This is a genomic window from Eilatimonas milleporae (genome assembly GCF_003688555.1).
GTDB lineage: Bacteria > Pseudomonadota > Alphaproteobacteria > Sphingomonadales > Kordiimonadaceae > Eilatimonas > Eilatimonas milleporae.
In genome coordinates, this window is the sequence record NZ_REFR01000010.1 from 467,506 (window position 1) to 485,827 (window position 18,322).

An 18,322-nucleotide genomic window follows, 5' to 3' on the forward strand; every position below is an offset into this window, starting at 1 on the left:
ACGGACACCTTGCGGACCGCCACCGGGCGCCGTGTGTCGCCCTATGTGTCCCTGTACGGCTCAAAAAACGTCCGCCCGCGCGGAAAACAGTTGCTCGATCCGCCGGACGGCATCCTGTAGAGCCAGCACAACCACATGATCGCCGGGGTGCAGGCGCTCCTCCGGTGTCGGCACGACCACGGCCTCGTCGCGCAGCAAAAGACCGATCCGCACATCGCCCTTCAGCTTCAGGTCGCGGATCGACTGACCGGCCGCTTCCGAGCCCTCCAGCACCTCGGCCTCGATGATTTCCGCCTGGCCGTCGCGGATGCTGTACAGGTCGCGGATACGGCCCTTGCGGATATGCCGCACGATGGACGACACGGTCACCTCGCGCGGGTCCAGGGCCACATCCACCCCCAGACTGCCGACAAGCGACCCGTAGACCGGGTTGATCATCAGCGCCATGGCGCGCGGGCACCCTTCCCGCTTGGCCAGCAGGGTCGACAGGATGTTGACCTCGTCGTCGTCGGCGACCGCCACCACCGCGTCCGCCTGGGCGACATTGGCCTCGGTCAGGATATCCCGGTCCAGCGCGTCGCCGTTGATGACGATGCTGCTTTGCAGATGCTCGGCGATGAACTCGGCCCGTTCCGCCTTGCGCTCGATCACCTTGACATGGACGGCGCGGCTGCGCTCCTCCAGCTTGCGTGCCAGGAACAGCCCCACATTGCCGCCGCCGACGATGACGATCCGCTGGGCGGTCGTCTCCTCATGGCCGAAAACCGCCATGGCCCGGTCCGTTGTCTTGGAATCCACCGCGATATAGATGGAATCGCCCACCTGTAGGGAATCGTCACTGCGGGGCACGAAAATCCGCTCCCCGCGCAGGACCGCCAGCACCACCGTCCGCAGGTTCGGAAACAGCTCGCTCAACTGGCGCAGCGGTGTGTTCACCACCGGGCAGTTTTCCCCCAGCGGCAGGCCGAGAACCCGGATCTTGCCCTCGGCAAAGGGCAGCATGTTGAAGGCGCCCGGCACCAGAAGGCGCCTGTACAGCGCCTCGGCCACCTCGATTTCCGGCGAAATGATCACATCGATGGGCAGGCTGTCGCGGGCGAACAGGTCGGCCCAGGTGCCCTCCAGATAGGCCTGGTTGCGGATGCGCGCCACCCGGGTGGTGACGCTGAACAGCGTGTGCGCCACCTGACAGGCGATCATGTTGACCTCGTCGGACATGGTGACGGCCACCAGCAGGTCCGCGTCCGCCGCGCCGGCCCGCTCCAGCATGCCGGGGTCCGAGGCATGGCCCTGGACGGCCTTGACGTCCAGCAGCTCTCCGATCCGCCGCGTCAGTGTCGCGGACCGGTCGATCACCGTCACGTCATTCTGCTGGCTGGCCAGATGCTTGGCGATGTTGAAGCCGACCTGGCCCGCCCCGCACACAATCACTTTCATGGCGTGTGTCCCGTCTTGCCCGCAAGGCCCGGCTTATTCCGCCGCGTCCTTGTCGTCGGGTGATTTGCTGTTCGATCCCCCGGCAAGGCCCAGGGATTTCAGCTTGCGGTGCAGGGCCGAGCGTTCCATGCCGATGAAGGAGGCCGTGCGGGAAATATTGCCGCTGAAGCGGTTGATCTGGATACGCAGATATTCCCGCTCGAAGGATTCGCGGGCCTCTCGCAGCGGCGTCGTCATGATGGCGACCGAGGTGCCGCTGTTCAGCAGATCGCCCGAGCCGGACTTGATCTCGCTCGGCAGGTCGCGGGTGCGGATCATCCGCCCGGCCTCGTCGCCGGACATGATGACGACGCGCTCGATGATGTTTTTCAGCTGCCGCACATTGCCGGGCCAGTCATAGGCCTGAAGCGCGGCGGTGGCCCCGTCGCTCAGCTGCGCGCGCGGCCGGCCGGCGGCTTCCGACAGGGTGTCCAGGAAATGCTGCGCCAGAACCGGGATGTCCTCGCGCCGCTCGGCCAGCGACGGCATGCGCAGCGGCACCACATTCAGCCGGTGATACAGGTCCTCGCGGAAGCGGCCGTCGTTGATCTCCTGCCGCAGGTCGCGCGACGTGGCGGAAATGACCCGCACATCCACCTTGACCTGGGTGTTGCCGCCGACCCGCTCGAACGACTGGTCGGTCAGGATGCGCAGGATTTTCGCCTGGGTCGGCAGCGGCATGTCGGCCACTTCGTCGATGAACAGCGAGCCGCCGTGGGCGCGCTCGAACAAGCCGGTCTTGACCACGCCGCCATTCTGTTCGACGCCGAACAGCTCACGCTCGACCCGCTGCGGTTCCATGGACGCGGCGCTGATGACGACGAACGGCGCCTCCGATCGGTGCGAGCGCTGGTGCAGCAGGCGCGCGGCCACCTCCTTGCCGGTGCCGGACGCGCCCTCGATCAGGACCCGGCTGTTGGTGGCGGCGACCTTCTCGATGCTGTGGCGGGTGGCGTTGATGGCCGCCGATTTGCCCGTCAGGTCGACGGCCACGGCCGCGCGGCGGCGCAGGTCCTCGTTTTCCCGTTTCAGGGCGTCGGCCTCGATGGCGCGCTGAATGGTCAGGATCAGCTGGTCGGCCTCGAACGGCTTCTCGATGAAGTCGTACGCCCCCTTCTTGATCGCCGCGACGGCGGTCTCGATGTTGCCGTGGCCGCTGATGACGATCACCGGCAGGTCGCGGTGGCGGGATTTCACCAGCTCCAGCATTTCCAGCCCGTCCAGCTTGCTGCCCTGTAGCCAGATGTCCAGCACCAAGAGCGACGGCAGCCGCGCCTCGATCTCGGCGATGCCCTCCTCGCTGTTGGCCGCCGTGCGGGCACCGTACCCCTCGTCCTCGAGGATGCCGGCGATCAGCTCGCGGATGTCCTCCTCGTCATCGACGATCAGAATGTCATGCGCCACGTCTCAACTTCTCCTCCGGGCCTCCCGACCCGCTTGTCTTAGCATCGCTCTCTCATACCGTTCATTCGGGCCTTATCCTCCGGCCCGTGCCGCCAAACCGGCCTTTCCGCCCGGTCTTTTCTTTTGGCCCGGTCTTTTGGCCCGATCTTCCGGGCAGGCCTTTTCGGGCCGCTCTCCCGCATCGCTCATCCAGGGCCCTATCTCGGACCGGCCTTTCTGCCCGTTCTTTCGGGCCAGTCTTTCGGGCCAGTCTTTTGGGCCGGTCTCCCGCATCGCCTTTCCCGGCTCGCCCGTCCTGACCGTTCGCCCTCACTGACCGCCCCGACAGGCTGTCCCGGCCGGCTTCTCCGATTGGCCGCCCTATATATTCATCCGAACTTTTACCCCGGACCGGCCCGCCGGGCCGCTCTCTTGCATCATTCTTCCCGGACCGCCCGTCCCGGCCGTTCGCCCTGACCATTCACCCCGACCATTCACCCCGGCCATTCACCCCGGCCATTCACCCCGGCCGCCGACCTGGTCCGGCCTCACGGGACTTGTTCTTCCGGGGCCGCCGCCCAACGGCGTCGGGCACACCCGGCATGAGTCAGGATCGCTCAGCATTCAGCATCACTCAGAATTACTCTGCATCACTCTGCGGCGGATGTCTGCCGCGGAGTATCCCCTTGGTCGCACACTTCCTCCTTGGGTTGTTTTTCCGCTCTCACATCATGAGCGGACGCCCTCTCCCGCGTGTCGCTTCCCGTCGCTTCCACCTGACCGCCCAACGCCGCCATGGCTTGCGCCCGGCGGGCCAGCACCTTGTGCGAAAAGGCGACAATCGCCCGTGCGCCGCCGGATGCCCGGTCCGCCAGCCGGACGGATCCGGAATGCTCCTCCAGGATCCGCTTGACGATGGCAAGACCCAGTCCCGTCCCCTTGTCCCGCGTGGTCACATAGGGTTCCATCAACCGGTCTTTCTGGTCTTTCGGCAGGCCGGTGCCGTTGTCCTCGACGATGATGCGGGTGATGGCGCCTTCCTGCTGCAACGTGATCCGGATATGCCCCGCCGGGGTATCTGTCTCCGTGCCGCTGTCGCGGGTGCAGCGGGTTTCAACCGATTCCGCCGCGTTCTTCAGCAGATTGGTCAGGGCCTGGCCGATCAGCCGCCCGTCGCAATAGACAAAGGTCGGCTCTTCCGGCAGGTCGGTTTCAAAGCGGATATCGCCGAGCGCCACATCCTGAAGGAACACCGCCTGGCGCACCACGTCGACGATGTCCGTTTCCTTCAGAAGCGGCGCGGGCATGCGGGCAAAGGCAGAGAACTCGTTGACCAGGCGTCTCAGATCGCCGACCTGGCGGATGATGGTGTCGGTGCACTGGCTGAACACGCGGGGGTCGCTGGTGACTTCCTTAAGATATTTGCGGCGCAGCCGTTCGGCCGACAGCTGGATCGGGGTGAGCGGATTTTTAATCTCATGGGCGATGCGCCGCGCCACATCGGCCCAGGCAGCCGTGCGCTGGTCGGCCAGCTGGTCGGTCAGATCGTCGAAGGTGACGACATAGCCCTCGATGATGCCGCTGTCCTTGCGGTCGGCGGCGGTGCGGACGAGCAGCGTCCGGTTTTCGCCGGCCACCTCCACATGGATCTGAGCCTGGGCGCTGCCGTCCTCGGCCTCGCGGGCGCGGTCGAGCAGGTCGGCGAACTCGGGCACTTTTTCACCGAGGCGCACATTCATCAGTTCCCGGTGGGTGCGTCCGAGCAGCCGGCAGGCCGACGGATTGGGCAGGAAGACGCGCCCGTCCTCGTGCAGGCCAATGATGCCCGCCGATACATTTTCGAGAACCTCCTCGAGGAAGCGCCGGCGCTCGTCCAGTTCCATATTGGCGTCCATCAGGGCGTCCTGATGGCGGGCCAGCTGATCGGTCATGCGGTTGAAGGCCCGGCTGAGCGTGCCGACCTCGTCCGATGAGGGGACGCTGGGCACCCGCACATCGAGATCGCCGCGGCCCACCCGCTCCGCCGCGTCCACCAGATTGGACAGCGGGGTCACCAAACGGCCGGAAAACCACAGACCGATCCAGATCGCCGCCAGCAGGATCAGAAGGGCGACAATGATGAACACCACATTGAACTGAAGTTGGAGGCCGACGCGCCGGTCCTCGAGCGAGTTATAGTCGCGCACCGCTGTCCGCGTCGCGTCCAGATAGCCCAGCACCTGCGGGTTCAGGTCCCGCGTGATGTAGAGATAGGTGGGCGTGAAAAAGGATTGCAGCCGCACGATCGCGAGAACCGTATTGTCGGCGATGTTCGATGTGACCACCGTTTCGCCCTGGTGCGCGCGGGTGATCAGATTGCTGGGAAAGCGCGAGGTGCGCAGTCCCAGACTGTCATTGGCCCGGGCGAGCACCCTGCCCTCGCCGTCGCGTTCCTCCACCACCAGGATTTCCGTCAGCAGGCGGGTGCCGAGCGCGGTGTCGGCCACACGCTGCAATGTGGCCGGGTCGTTCTGTTGCAGGGCGTCCAGATTGTTGAAGGCAATGGAGATGGCGACAACATCCTTGCCGATGGTGGCGCGGTGCTCGGCAATATAGGCCTCCGCCACCTCCAGCGAGTTGTTCAGGGTGGTGCGGACCTTCTCCGAAAACCAGGTCTGAATGCCAAATTCGAGAAACAGGGCGGAAAAAACCGCCATGATGATCGGCGGCACCATGGCGATGACGATGAAGGCACCGGTCACACGGGTGTGCAGGCGGCTGCCGGGCGCCCCGGTCCTGCGCGCCATCCAGAAGCGCACGAACCAGCGGGCGATGAGCGCCGCCAGACCGATCAGCAGGATGCCGTTCAGGGTCAGCAGATAGCGGATGGTCTTGCCCTCGGTGACCTCGAACGGGGCGGATTCGCGGGACATGGCCACATAGGTGGCAATGGCGGAGGCCAGCGCCAGAAGGGCGATCAGAACCTCGGCCCGGCCGCCGGGCCAGAGCCGCCGGGCCGTCAGCAGGACCTTCGCCCAGCGCCGGCCGGGCAGACGCGGCGCCGCATTGGCAAGGTGCCGCGGTGCCGTGGCAGTCTGCGGAGATTTCTGGACTGCATCATTCATACGACAGGTATGATGCATAAGTGTCACACAGCGTCCAGCCTTAATTCCATAAAGAGTCAATTTGAAAGGGACGGCGGTGGCCTGCGTCCAGACCGTTCGGCGCAAGATCCCTTGCAAGACCGCGTCATTGGTTTCTTATCCAAGAGACTGAAACCGCTGCTTTTTGTCCGGGCGCACAGGTCAAGTGGATTTTCTGATCCGCCATCTGGCGGCATGGAAAGGGGGAGCCGGACTGTCTGACGGCATCTGTTTTTTTACGGTCCCTGACGGCGCCCCAGTGCGGGATCGATGTCCAGCTCACGCAGTTTTTTGCGTAGTGTGTTGCGATTCAGCCCCAGAAGCATGGCGGCCTTGACCTGATTGCCGCTGCAGGCCTGCAGTGTCTTGATGAAAAGCGGACGTTCGATTTCGCGCAGGATACGCTGATACAGGCCCGGCGGCGGCAGGCCATCGTCATGCTGGGTAAAATAGGCATCGAAATAGGAGGTCAGCGTCTGGCTGAGACCCTGCGGCTGCGGAGCCTCACTGTCGGGCGCCGGTGGTCCGCCGGCGATGCCCTGGCGGCCGTTCAGCAGCGGTTTCAGTGCCGCCGCGTCCAGCCGGTCCGCCGGGCACAGGGCGCACGCCCGCAGCATCAGATTTTCCAACTCGCGCACATTGCCGGGCCAGATTTGCTGCCGGAGGAGCCGGGCGGCGTCCTCGTCCAGTTGCTTGGCTGGCAGGCCGCGTTTGCCCGCCTGTGCCAGAAAATGCCGGGCCAGACCGGCGATGTCGTCTGGCCGGTCCCGCAGAGGCGGGACCTCCAGCCGCACCACGTCCAGGCGGAAATACAGGTCTTCGCGAAACTGGCCCCGGGCCACATTGTCTTCGAGCACGCTGTTGGTGGCGGCAACGATGCGCACGTCTGATTTCAGAGCCTCGCTGCCGCCGACCCTGCGGTATTCCCCTTCCTGCAGCACGCGCAACAGGCGGGTCTGCGCATCCAGCGGCATGTCGCCGATCTCGTCCAGAAACAGGGTGCCGCCGCGTGCCTCGGAAAACCGTCCCTGGCGGCGGCTGTCGGCGCCGGTGAAGGCGCCGCGTTCATGGCCGAACAGTTCGCTTTCGATCAGTTCGCGCGGGATCGCCGCCATATTGACCGCGACGAACGGACCCTCCGGGCGCCGCCCGTGACTGTGCAGGGCACGGGCCACCAGTTCCTTGCCGGTGCCGCTTTCGCCCCGGATCAACACCGTCAGGTCCGTCGCCGCCACGCGGGCCATGTTGCGGTACAGGGACTGCATGGCACCGGAACGGCCGACCAGCATGTCGTCCGATACCATCATGGAGGCCGTTGCGGTGTCTTTGCCGTTCCGGTCTGCACCATACGGTGCCCCGTCATCCGATGTCTTACCGTCGGCGGCAGAGGAATCCGGTGGCAGAGAGGCCTGTGAATATGCCCCGTCCGCCGGTTCCCGGTCGCGCTTCTGCCCCTCTGCTGCCTGGGACAGGGCCCGGCGGACCGTTTCGACCAGAGTGTCGATGTCGAACGGTTTGGCGATATAGTCGAACGCGCCTTTTTGCGCCGCTTTCATGGCGGTGCCGAGAGTGCTGTGCGCGCTCATGACGATCACGGGCAGGCCGGGGCGCGCGGCCACCGTTTCGGGCAGAATGTCCAGCCCGCTGCCGCCGGGCATGAGCACATCGGTGATCAGGGCATCCCCGCTGCCGGTGTCCAGCAATCGGCGCAACGCCGGCAGGTCATCCGCCAGTTCCACGCCCCAGCCCTGGGCGCGCAAGGCTTCCCCGACAACCAAGCGGATGCTGGCGTCATCATCGGCGACGATGACACATGGCTGTGCCGGCGCGGCTTTCACGAGCCCGCGCTTTCAGAGAGCGTGCCGCCCTCGTCCGCGACAGCGAAATACAGCAGGAATTCCGCGCCCCCGTCCGGGTGGTTCTGAACACGGACGGTGCCGTTCATGGCGCTGATATAGCGCGCGACCAGCGCCAGCCCCAGCCCGGTGCCCGCCGGGCGGCCACTGACGAACGGGTCGAAAATATGGGGCAGCAGATCCGCCGTCACACCGGGGCCGAGATCGCGTACGCTGATCTCCACCGGCAGCTTGATGCGCCTGTCGGGCGCCACGGGACGCCACATGCCGTGGCGGTACCCGCTGGCCACATGCACCGTTGCCGCACCCTCGCCCACGTCGAGCGCATTTTGAAACAGGTTCAGAAACACCTGAACCAGTTTGTCAAAGTCGCCGGTGACAGGTGGCAGGGACGGATCGAAATCGGTTTTGAAGGTGATGGCCGCGTCTTCCCGCGCGCGGCTGACGGTCATGACATGATCCAGCACCCGGTGAATGTTGACTGGCCCCCGCGCGACACCGGCCTCCGCGTCCGCCAGCCCGCTGAAATCCTCGACCAGTGCGCCGATCCGGTCCACTTCCCGCACGATCACGTCGCACAGGCGAGCCTTGGCATCGCTGTCGGCCCCCGTTTGCGGCCGGGCGAGCAGTTGCGCAGCCCCGCGAATTCCCGCGAGCGGATTTTTCAGCTCATGCGCCAGCATGTCACCAAGACCGGTGACGGATTTCACCGCCGCCGTCACCGTATCGTCCCGGTCATGCAGCGTGGCGGCCCCGCGCGGGCTGAGCACAAAGAGGACATCGCCGCCGTCCCCCATCGGGCGAATATGCAGGTCCGCCAGCCAGGGCCGGTTTTGCCGGTCGGTATCGCGGATGTCATAGGCGCTGACGGGGCTCATATCCCAGCGGCACCGATCAGCAAGCGGCAGGGCGAAGGCGCCGAAGGGCATCAGGTCCCCAAGCGGCACGCCTTGCAGGCTGGCGGCGCTGCGCCCGAAAATCCCTTCCGCATTGCCGGCGACGGCGGTGACATGGCCGCTGCGGCTGACCAGCAGCATGGCGTGCGGCGCATGGTCCATCAGGCTGAGCAAGGAGAACGGATCGGCATTTGCCGCGCCTGTGTCCTTGCCGTGTTCGCGCCGGTATCCCGAAGACGGCGTGTCCGCGCCGGCTTTAGGATCGTCGTTTATAAGGCCGTCTTTCATCGGTGTGCCAGTTGCGGGCCTTTTATGCGGCCATCTGATCGGCGAGCGGGCGGTAGAAGTCCCTCAGCGATGCCTTCACCTGTTCCGGGTCGTCCAGATGGTTGATACGGTTGCGGAATTCCGCCGAATCGCGCAGTCCCTTGGTGTACCAGCCCAGATGCTTGCGCGCGATACGCAGGCCCCCGTCGATGCCGTAATGGTGCAGCATGTCGTCATAATGGCCGAGGACCACATCAAGCTGGGTTTCCAGATCCGGGTCGGGGACGCGGCTGCCATCCCGCAGATAGGCAATCACCTGCGAGATAAACCACGGTTTGCCGTAAGTGCCGCGCCCGATCATCACGCCGTCCGCGCCGGACTGTTCCAGCGCCGACGTGACGTCGTCAAACGTGGTGATATCCCCGTTGACGATAACGGGCACATCGACCGCCTGTTTGACGATGCCCACCTTGCGCCAGTCGGCATGGCCGCGATACATCTGACACCGGGTGCGGCCATGCACCACGATCATCTTCACGCCCGCCTGCTGGGCAATTTTGGCCAGTTCCGGCGCATTGAAGCTGTTGTCGTCCCAGCCGAGACGCATTTTCAGCGTGACCGGCAGGGAAACGGCGTTGACCGTCGCGTGGATGAGTGACCCGGCGTGGTCCAGATCGCGCATGAGGGCGGAGCCCGCGTGGCCATTCACCACCTTTTTCACCGGGCAGCCCATGTTGATGTCGATAATGGCGGCGCCGCGATCCTCGTTCAGCCGCGCGGCTTCGGCCATCTTGGCGGCCTCGCAGCCGGCAAGCTGGACGGACATGGGCCATTCCTCGGCGCTGTTCGTGGCCATTTTCAGGCTTTTGCGGCTGGCCCGGATCATCGCCTCGGAGGCGATCATTTCAGACACCACAAGTCCGGCGCCGAACCGTTTGACAAGACGACGGAACGGCATGTCCGTCACGCCCGACATGGGGGCGAGGATGACGGGGTCTTTGATTTCAACCGGTCCAATGGTAAGAGCCATGGAAACACTCCACGAAACACGCACAAAAGGTCACGCACCGTGACTGCCTAAAATTTGAGCACACCTTATGCCAGAAAGCTTGCGCAAACACCAGCCTTCTCCTGACGCCGGGGAGCAGAAGGGGAATGCGGGATCCGTAACCGGCGGGCAAGGCGCAAAAATCGCCTTTCTGGTGGTTGCGGGCGGCCTAGGCGCACGTGCCGGTGACGGCCCGGCGAAACAGTATCGCCCCATGATGGGCCGCAGCCTTCTGGAGCATACGCTTGCCGCGCTGTGGGCCGGGTGGCCGGACGCGCCGGTACAGCTTGTCCTGCCGGAAAACGACCTGGAGCATGAAACCGTATTGCACCGCGCCTTTCCAAGCAGACCTCTGCTGCCGGTGGCGGCGGGCGGCGCGACCCGGCAGGACAGCGTACGGATGGGACTGGAAGCATTGGCCGCGCAAACGCCGCCGGATTTCGTGCTGGTGCATGACGCGGCACGCCCCTTTGTCAGCGGCGGCCTTATCCAGCGTGTTGTCACGGCGCTGCAAGGCGGCGATTTCGGGGCGATCCCGGCGCTGGCGGTCAGTGACACGCTGAAACGGGGGGAAGACGGCCTTGTCGGCGCGACCGTGCCGCGCGACGGTCTGTACCGGGCGCAAACACCGCAGGGTTTTGCCTTTGCCGCCCTGCTCGCCGCCCACCGCGCGCAGGAAGGCCATGCCCTCACCGACGACGCGGCAGTGATGGAGGCCGCCGGCCACAGTGTGCGGCTGGTCGAGGGGGACGCGGATAATTTCAAGATCACCTATCCGCAGGATTTCGCACGGGGCGAGGCCTTGCTCGCCGCCCGCACGGGCGATGTGCGCACCGGCACCGGGTTTGACGTGCACCGGTTCGGTCCCGGCGATCATGTGACACTGTGCGGCATCAAAATCCCCTACAGCCACGCCTTGATGGGGCACTCGGACGCGGATGTGGCCCTGCATGCGTTGACGGATGCTATCCTCGCCGCGTTGGCGGACGGCGACATCGGCAGTCACTTTCCACCGGGTGAGGCGGACTGGGCGGGTATGGACTCCGCCCATTTCCTGCGCTTTGCCGCAGGCCGGGTGGCGGCGCGCGGCGGCCTCATCGCCCATCTGGCGCTGACGCTGATCTGCGAGAGGCCGAAAATCGGCCCGCATCGCGCCAGCATGGCCGCCCGTATTGCCGAGATTGCCGGTATCGGCCCGGCGCGGGTCAGCGTGCAGGCGACCACGACGGAAAAGCTGGGCTTTACCGGCCGGGGCGAAGGCATCGCGGCGCAGGCGGCCGCCACTGTCCGCCTGCCCTTCGCGGTGGAGGAAGGCGGATTTTCATGACGGATGCGCCGGGCACCGTGCGGGCCTGGCCTGGCCGCAGGGGCTTTCCCCTCAGTGTCGCTTTCGCCACCGGGCTGTACAGCGGCTATCTGCGCCCGGCTCCGGGGACATGGGGCAGCGCGGCGGCATGTCTGCCGGCGGCCCTGTGGTTGACGGCGGAGACGGAGCTATCGTCGTTGGAGAAGGCGGTGGCGCTGGGAGTTGCGGCACTTATCATCACCCTTGTCTCCATTCCCGTCCTGAACCGGCTGGAAGCGGCGGGTGGGCCGCATGATGCGTCTGATGTGGTGATTGACGAGTTCGCGGGCCAGTGGATCGCCCTTATGCCTGTCATGGCTTATACGAATACTGTCTGGCCCGTCATTGCGGGCTTTCTGCTTTTCCGCCTGCTTGATATTGTAAAACCCGGCCCCATCGGTTGGCTGGACCGTCATGTGGGTGGCGGTCTCGGCGTGATGGCGGATGATGTGGTGGCGGGGATCGGTGCCGCGCTTCTCTTGTGGGCAGGGAGTTTTTTATGAGTGGAATGCCGGGCTGGGACAGTCTTGTGGACAAGGCGGCGACCGTTCTGGAGGCCGCGCGCGCCCAGGGCTTTCTGCTGACCACGGTGGAATCCTGCACCGGCGGACTGATCGCGGGCGCGCTGACGTCGGTGGCCGGATCGTCCGATGTGGTCGACCGGGGCTTCGTCACCTATTCCAACGCCGCCAAGCAACAGATGGTCAGCGTGACGGCTGACAGCCTGGCGCGTTTCGGCGCGGTTTCATCCGCCGTGGCGAAGGAAATGGCCTTTGGCGGGCTCAGCCATTCCATGGCCGATCTGGCGGTCAGCGTCACCGGCGTTGCCGGACCCGGCGGCGGCACGGCGGACAAACCGGTCGGTCTTGTCTGGTTCGGCCTGGCATTGGCGGGCGAAGCGCCGGAGGCGTTCGAGCATCGCTTCGGCGATATCGGTCGCGAGGCCGTGCGGTTGAAGACGGTCGACGTGGCGCTGGACGCCCTACTCTCCCGCCTTGAGGGGTGAGATATTTGTTTAGAAGGGCCTAGCCAAGCGTGGGAGCGGGACGGTGATACCGTTCTAAATTAAGGGCCATATTGCCGATGAAATGGCAGAATTGACATAAAATGAAAGTGGCCAGCCCCATAGGGTTGATGGTCTTCAGCAAGGAAATTTCACATATTTTTTCTTGAAAAATAATTTTACCTCACACCACCAGGAGGATACAGTATAAGGTAGTATTTGCACATCTAAAAGCAGGGGCTTGAGAGAGTTTCTCATCATGACGAACATCACTTCAGGCCGGCAGCAGGATATTCGTCACAATGTCGCAGAATTTCAAATTTACCGTTCCCTGAACAGCAGCCGGGACTTTGCTGAATTCAACAAGTTGATCGGGCAGTATCTTAGGAGTTTCGGGTTCGATGAACACGCCTTCGGTCGGGTTCATACCGAGGGAAAAATCAACACTCCGTCACGAACAACCTCAACCGAAATGCGTGAAATCTATTATGAGGAAGGGCTGTTTGAACATAGTCTTATTGACCAGTTTGTGCGGAATAATAGCAAACCCATATTTCAATCCGAAATAGAAAACAATTTTAACACTATCAGCTTTTCAACAGATTTCACGAAAACCAATGTACGTGTTTTCGAACTGTTCAAACAGTTTGGGTATAATGATTTTTATATCATGCCGGGCAAAGCGTCGAACGGGCATGGCAATATTGTCCTTTCTGTCACGCACCGCGATATGGAGCGCCCAGAGTTCAGAAAGAAAGTGGAACAGGCAAAGCATGGTTTGCACAGCTTGTTAGCCGCCATTGATTATGTAGGGACAAAAAAATTTCCGAACTTCTTCCTCAGTGAGGAAGAAAGTCCCGATATCATCATTTCCCCCCGCCCGCTTGAGATTCTAACGCTTATGGCACAGGAGGATATGAGTCTGCAGGAAACGGCCGACCATCTGGGCCGCAGTGTACACACCCTGAACCAGCAGGTCGCAGCTGCGCGGAGAGCCTTCGGCGTCGACACCACGATCGGTGCTGTCTACCAGGCTATCCGCGAGGGGCTGATCGTATGTGACAAGAAAACATCGGCATCCCGTTCCTGAAAATTCTAGGACAGGAGAGCAGCATGACCCTGAAAAGCCCGTTCAGACCGGATATCGGCCTTGAGGATCTGGGTGCAAACAATCCTCTGCCACTGTATGCGGCCATGCGTGAAGACCGCCCGGTCTGTTCTCTCAACACACCGGGCATGTGTGCTTTAAGCCGTTATGACGATGTCAAATTTGCCATGGAGCGGACGGACCTGTTTTCCGCATCGGGCCAAAAGGCCCTGATACAGCCGGACTGGCTGCCGGATGATCTGAAAAGAGACCTGTTTATTGCTGTTCGGCCAGTCATGACCCTGCCCGCTTCCATGATCCGGACCGGTTTGACATGACACGGCCCAATATCAAACAGCATCTGGCCTTTGGGCAGGGTCCGCACATCTGTATCGGTGCTGCCTTGGCCCGACAACAGGCGAGAGTCATTCTGGAAAGACTGCTGGCACCCTTCGACGGTTTCAGTATCCCACCGGAAACAGACATCAGGATGACGCCGTCCTGGGTGATGAATGCGGTGGAAGAGCTGCCCGTTACCTTTCACTGACCCGAAATTTCATGAACATCAAGAACAAGCCGGTAACGGCCGACAGGGGGAGAAACATGTCTGAACATATAGCCGCCGGGGTCCTGCCCGGTCTGGGACTGGTCACTTTGCTTGCCGCTGCACCCCTGACCGGTGCGAGTGCGGCCGCTGAAGAGGGCGCCAACGTGAACGAGACCGTGAACGAGATCATCGTCACGGCGGAAATCCGTGAAAAGTCCTTACTGGAAACGCCGGTCGCCGTGTCCGTCATTGGTGCGGAGCAAATGGAGCGGCAGGGCATCACCAGTCTTGACGGTCTGGACAGCGGCATTATCCCGTCGCTGCGCATACAGCCGCTCGGCATCGCCCCTTCAACGCTCAGCATCGCCATTCGCGGACGCGGACCGACCGACCCCGGCCAGGTCACGCGCGACGGGTCCGTCGCCATTTATCAGGACGGCTTTTATCTGGGCCGCGCCCAGGGCCTGAGCCTGGAGCTGGCGGATCCGGAACGCATCGAGGTGCTGCGCGGGCCGCAGGGCACGCTGTACGGCCGCAACGCGGTATCCGGTGCCGTCAATGTCATCTCCCGCAAACCGACCGGCGAGCTGGGGCTGCGCCAGACCGTGACCTATGGCAATTTCGATGCCTTGCGCACCATCACCACGCTGAACTTGCCGGAAGTTTCCGGTATCAGCCTGAAGTTCGATTACATCCATTCCGAACGGGACGGCTGGGTGGACAATACCGCCCCGGGCGAGGAAGACTTTTTCGCCTTCAACAAGGACGGCGGACGGGCCAGCCTGAGGTGGCGGGCTAGCGATGAGTTTACATTGGATTATGTCTATGAACGCGGACAGGTCGAGGCCGCGCAGATCTACCATCAACTGGCTGTCGACAACATCGGCATCATCGGCGTGGAACCGCGCAGGGTCCGCGCCACCCGGTTTCCCATAGCCCCCCTGGACCCGACGGTGACGGATTATGACATGCACGGCCTGACGCTGTCCTGGCAGGCCTCGGAAGCCCTGACCGTGCGGTCTTTGACGTCGCTGCGGGGTACGGAGGAAATCACCGGCAACAATTTCGGGGGTGTGTTGTACTTCAACGGTGTGATCTTTGAAGAAGAGGTGGATCAGGAGCAATTCTCGCAGGAAATCCAAGTCCTCGGCAGCCATGACCGTCTGGAATGGGTCGCCGGCGCCTATTATTTCGAGGAGGATGCGACGCAGACGGCCCAGAACCTGTTTTCGCTGGATATTTTCGGGCTTTTGACCGGCACGCCGCTCACCCCGATTGTCCCACCGACGATATTCGATGTGTTCACCGGAGCAGACGCCCCCTTCCGCGAGATTGAAAACAGGGCTGAATCCCTTGCGGTTTACGGTCAGGCCACGTGGACGCCCCCGGTGCTGGACGATCGTCTGCAGTTGACGCTGGGCCTGCGCTACACCAGGGACGATCGCAGCGGAACCCGCATTGAGGGCGGGCAGCAATCCTTTGCGCTGGAGACCGACCGGCTGGATCCGCTGATCACGGTCAATTATTTCTGGACCGACACCCTGTCGACATATGCAAAATTTTCCACGGCATACCGCGCCGGCGGGGCCAATGTCCGCGCTGCCAGCTTTTCCGATTTTGGCACCGAGGTTGCCGAAACTTTCGAATTCGGTCTGAAGTCATCCTTCTGGGACAATCGGGCGACCCTGAATGTCGCCCTGTTCGCCACGGACATCAAGGACGCGCAGCTGGACTTTGTAAACCCGGACAATCTGGTGGTGCTGGAAACCGTGAACATTGAGTCAACCGTCGAAGTCGATGGTACTGAAATTGAGTTGACACTGGCGCCAGTGCCCGGCCTGGTGATCGGACTGAATTACACCTATCTGGACGGAAACATCCCGCCGCAACCCAATCCGCTGACCGGCGGAGCGGCCGTGGAATTCTTCCGCCTGTCGCAGACGCCGGAACATGCCGGGTCCGCCACGGTGGATTATACCTTTCCGGAATTCTCATTCGGCACACTGATCGCCCATGTCGATATGACCGCGACGGACGAGTTCGACTATGTCGCCGGCAATGGGACCCAGGACCTGGATTCCTTTGCCCTGTTCAACGCCCGCCTGACACTGTCGGAGATCGACCTTGGCGGCAGTGCGGGTGCCTTGCGGGTCTCTGTCTGGTGCGAGAATCTGTTCGACGCCATCTATGTGCCGTACGGCTTTCCGGTCCCCGGTGTGGGCGAGGCCGTATCCTTCGGTACCCCGCGCACCTATGGGTTTGACCTGACCTATCAGTTCTGATCATGCAAAGGCAGCACGTAAAATGACCATTTGCCAATAATGTGGGTAGTTCCATCCAAACGGCTTGGAGGCATGATCCTAGGGTCGATATGTGGGGCTTCTACAAAGTTATCAACACGCTTTGCGCAGAGCCCGGCCAGCCCGCTCTCAATAAACCCCTTTTATTCGTCCTTCAGTCCGCTTGACCATGCCTCGATCTCGACGGTCAGGGTTCTTTCCGCGTCGTGCAGGGTTTCGCGCAGGGATTCGTCATAGGGCTCGCCCTTGGAGCGGGCTGTTTCGACGCGCCCGGCAAGGGCTTTGACGCGGTCGAGCAGATCTTCATAGTCCGCGCGCAAGGTGCTGCCCTCGGTGCTGTCGAACACCGGGTGGTCGTTGTGGTCTTCCAGAAATTTCTCGCGGGCGCGCAGGTCTCCGGCCAGGCGGTGCAGAAAATCGCTCATCACTCTCTCCCCAATGAATGCCCAATGGCTTCTGAACGGGAGAGTAGCAACGGCAACGCGAGGGAGAAAGTCCAGTGTTTGCAAAAGCCCGGTATTTGCAAATGTGTTTACACCCGGGGGTTCAACAGCGGCCGCCTAGGCGGCGGGCGGGCCGTAGAGGATGGCGGCGCGGTCCTCGAAGGCGGAGACCATTTTCTGTGTCGCGCGGGTGAACACGCCGCCGATCAGCGCTTCCAGCGTGCGGCTTTTGAATTCCAGATCCACCTCGAACGAGATGGCGCAGCAGCCGTCCGCCGTTTCCTCGAAATCCCAGTGGTTATAGAGCCGTTTCAGCGGCCCGCGCAGATAGTCCACATAGACCCGTGTCGGATGGGTCAGCGTCACGCGGGAGGTGAAGCGTTCGCGAAACGCCTTGAAGCCGATCAGCAGATCGGCGTCAAACCCGTCCGCCTTGCGGTTATAGACCCGCGCGCCCACACACCAGGGCAGAAACTCCGGGTAGCGCGTCACGTCCGATACCATGTCGAAAAGCTGCTCCGGGCTGTAGGGCAGCGTCTTTTTCTCGGTAAAATGCGGCATGGAGGGCCGTTTACTGTACCGCCTGTGATGCTTCTTGCGCCTGAAGCTGTTTCTCCCGCGTGGCGCGCAGCTTCGCGAAGTCGTCGCCCGCGTGATAGGAGGAACGCGTCAGCGGCGTGGCCGACACCATCAGGAAGCCCTTGCCCCGCGCCATGCGGGCATAGGCCTTGAATTCGTCCGGCGTGACGAAACGGTCCACCCGTGCGTGGCGGGGGGTGGGCTGGAGATACTGGCCCATGGTGATGAAGTCGATATCGGCCATGCGCATGTCATCCATCACCTGCGAGACTTCAAGCCGTTCCTCGCCGAGGCCGACCATCATGCCGGACTTGGTGAAGATCGTCGGGTCCACCTTTTTCACCGTATCGAGCAGGCGCAGCGAATGGAAATAGCGCGCACCGGGACGAATGGTGGGATAAAGGCGGGGCACCGTCTCCAGATTATGGTTGAAGACATCCGGCCTGGCTTCGGCCACTTTTTCGATGGCGCCGGGCTTGTTGCGGAAATCGGGCGTCAGAATTTCAATCGTGGTCTCGGGGCTCATCTCGCGGATGGCCTTGATCACCTTGACGAATTGATCCGCCCCGCCGTCCGGCAAATCGTCACGGTCCACCGAGGTGATGACAATATGGTTCAGTCCCATGGAGGCGCAGGCTTCCGCCGTGTGCAGAGGCTCCAGCGGGTCCACCTTCATCGGGCGCCCGGTCTTGACGTTGCAGAAGGCACAGGCCCGCGTGCAGGTATCGCCCAGAATCATCACCGTGGCGTGGCGCTTGGACCAGCATTCACCGATATTGGGGCATGCGGCCTCTTCGCAGACCGTGTGCAGTTTTTTCGACCGCATCAGCTTTTTCGTCTCGGCAAACTCGCGGGACGTCGGGGCCTTTACCCGGATCCAGTCGGGCTTGCGGCGCACCGCTGTTTTTGCGGCGGGGTCGGCTTTGATCGGCGTTTCAGCAGTCATGGTCTACTCACTTCACACTGGTCG

The 18,322-nt window shown here is 62.8% G+C and carries 16 protein-coding genes; 7 read left to right on the top strand and 9 right to left on the bottom strand.

Annotated features, from left to right (window positions below):
* Positions 1-60: 60 nt before the first annotated feature.
* The 6 genes from trkA to dusB all read right to left on the bottom strand — a co-directional run bounded on the left by trkA (position 61) and on the right by dusB (position 10,030).
* On the bottom strand, positions 61-1,437 hold the full coding sequence (gene trkA, locus BXY39_RS06885) for a Trk system potassium transporter TrkA (protein ID WP_121938102.1): 1,377 nt from the start codon (positions 1,435-1,437) through the stop codon (positions 61-63).
* A 33-nt stretch (positions 1,438-1,470) separates the two neighbouring features.
* Entirely contained in the window at positions 1,471-2,880 is a 1,410-nt protein-coding gene (gene ntrX / locus BXY39_RS06890; RefSeq protein ID WP_121938103.1) for a nitrogen assimilation response regulator NtrX, read from the bottom strand.
* Positions 2,881-3,509: 629 nt separating this feature from the next.
* Complete coding sequence (locus BXY39_RS06900; RefSeq protein ID WP_121938105.1) at positions 3,510-5,963, bottom strand: sensor histidine kinase NtrY-like; 2,454 nt, start codon at positions 5,961-5,963, stop codon at positions 3,510-3,512.
* Positions 5,964-6,217: 254 nt separating this feature from the next.
* On the bottom strand, positions 6,218-7,819 hold the full coding sequence (locus BXY39_RS06905) for a sigma 54-interacting transcriptional regulator (protein ID WP_245998990.1): 1,602 nt from the start codon (positions 7,817-7,819) through the stop codon (positions 6,218-6,220).
* Entirely contained in the window at positions 7,816-9,021 is a 1,206-nt protein-coding gene (locus tag BXY39_RS06910; RefSeq protein ID WP_121938106.1) for a two-component system sensor histidine kinase NtrB, read from the bottom strand. Before BXY39_RS06910 ends, BXY39_RS06905 begins: the two co-directional genes overlap by 4 nt.
* 22 nt (positions 9,022-9,043) lie before the next feature.
* Positions 9,044-10,030 carry a tRNA dihydrouridine synthase DusB gene (gene dusB, locus BXY39_RS06915; protein WP_121938107.1) on the bottom strand — a complete coding sequence of 329 codons (987 nt, stop codon included), beginning with the start codon at positions 10,028-10,030 and terminating at the stop codon, positions 9,044-9,046.
* Positions 10,031-10,097: 67 nt separating this feature from the next.
* On the opposite strand from dusB, the gene BXY39_RS06920 reads away from it, so the two are divergent.
* The 7 genes from BXY39_RS06920 to BXY39_RS19905 all read left to right on the top strand — a co-directional run bounded on the left by BXY39_RS06920 (position 10,098) and on the right by BXY39_RS19905 (position 16,312).
* Positions 10,098-11,375 carry a bifunctional 2-C-methyl-D-erythritol 4-phosphate cytidylyltransferase/2-C-methyl-D-erythritol 2,4-cyclodiphosphate synthase gene (locus BXY39_RS06920; protein WP_121938108.1) on the top strand — a complete coding sequence of 426 codons (1,278 nt, stop codon included), beginning with the start codon at positions 10,098-10,100 and terminating at the stop codon, positions 11,373-11,375.
* Positions 11,372-11,896, top strand: a complete 525-nt coding sequence (locus BXY39_RS06925) for a phosphatidylglycerophosphatase A family protein (RefSeq protein WP_121938109.1) — start codon at positions 11,372-11,374, stop codon at positions 11,894-11,896. The genes BXY39_RS06920 and BXY39_RS06925 overlap by 4 nt, the downstream gene beginning before the upstream one ends.
* Positions 11,893-12,399 carry a CinA family protein gene (locus tag BXY39_RS06930; RefSeq protein ID WP_245998991.1) on the top strand — a complete coding sequence of 169 codons (507 nt, stop codon included), beginning with the start codon at positions 11,893-11,895 and terminating at the stop codon, positions 12,397-12,399. The genes BXY39_RS06925 and BXY39_RS06930 overlap by 4 nt, the downstream gene beginning before the upstream one ends.
* Before the next feature lie 256 nt (positions 12,400-12,655).
* On the top strand, positions 12,656-13,486 hold the full coding sequence (locus BXY39_RS06935) for a helix-turn-helix transcriptional regulator (RefSeq protein WP_121938111.1): 831 nt from the start codon (positions 12,656-12,658) through the stop codon (positions 13,484-13,486).
* 23 nt (positions 13,487-13,509) lie between these two features.
* Positions 13,510-13,821, top strand: a complete 312-nt coding sequence (locus BXY39_RS06940) for a hypothetical protein (RefSeq protein ID WP_121938112.1) — start codon at positions 13,510-13,512, stop codon at positions 13,819-13,821.
* Entirely contained in the window at positions 13,818-14,030 is a 213-nt protein-coding gene (locus BXY39_RS06945; RefSeq protein ID WP_245998992.1) for a cytochrome P450, read from the top strand. Before BXY39_RS06940 ends, BXY39_RS06945 begins: the two co-directional genes overlap by 4 nt.
* Before the next feature lie 56 nt (positions 14,031-14,086).
* Positions 14,087-16,312, top strand: coding sequence for a TonB-dependent receptor (locus BXY39_RS19905; RefSeq protein ID WP_170163683.1), 2,226 nt, complete (start codon positions 14,087-14,089; stop codon positions 16,310-16,312).
* A 161-nt stretch (positions 16,313-16,473) separates the two neighbouring features.
* Here the strand turns inward: BXY39_RS19905 and BXY39_RS06955 are convergent, their stop codons facing one another.
* The 3 genes from BXY39_RS06955 to lipA form a co-directional block, all read right to left on the bottom strand.
* Positions 16,474-16,755 (bottom strand): hypothetical protein, encoded by a 282-nt coding sequence (locus BXY39_RS06955; protein WP_121938114.1) that lies wholly within the window; start codon positions 16,753-16,755, stop codon positions 16,474-16,476.
* Between the two features lie 135 nt (positions 16,756-16,890).
* A complete protein-coding gene (locus tag BXY39_RS06960; protein ID WP_121938115.1) occupies positions 16,891-17,334 on the bottom strand; it encodes a type II toxin-antitoxin system RatA family toxin in 444 nt (147 codons plus the stop codon).
* 10 nt (positions 17,335-17,344) lie between these two features.
* Positions 17,345-18,298, bottom strand: coding sequence for a lipoyl synthase (gene lipA / locus BXY39_RS06965; RefSeq protein ID WP_121938116.1), 954 nt, complete (start codon positions 18,296-18,298; stop codon positions 17,345-17,347).
* Positions 18,299-18,322 lie beyond the last annotated feature (24 nt).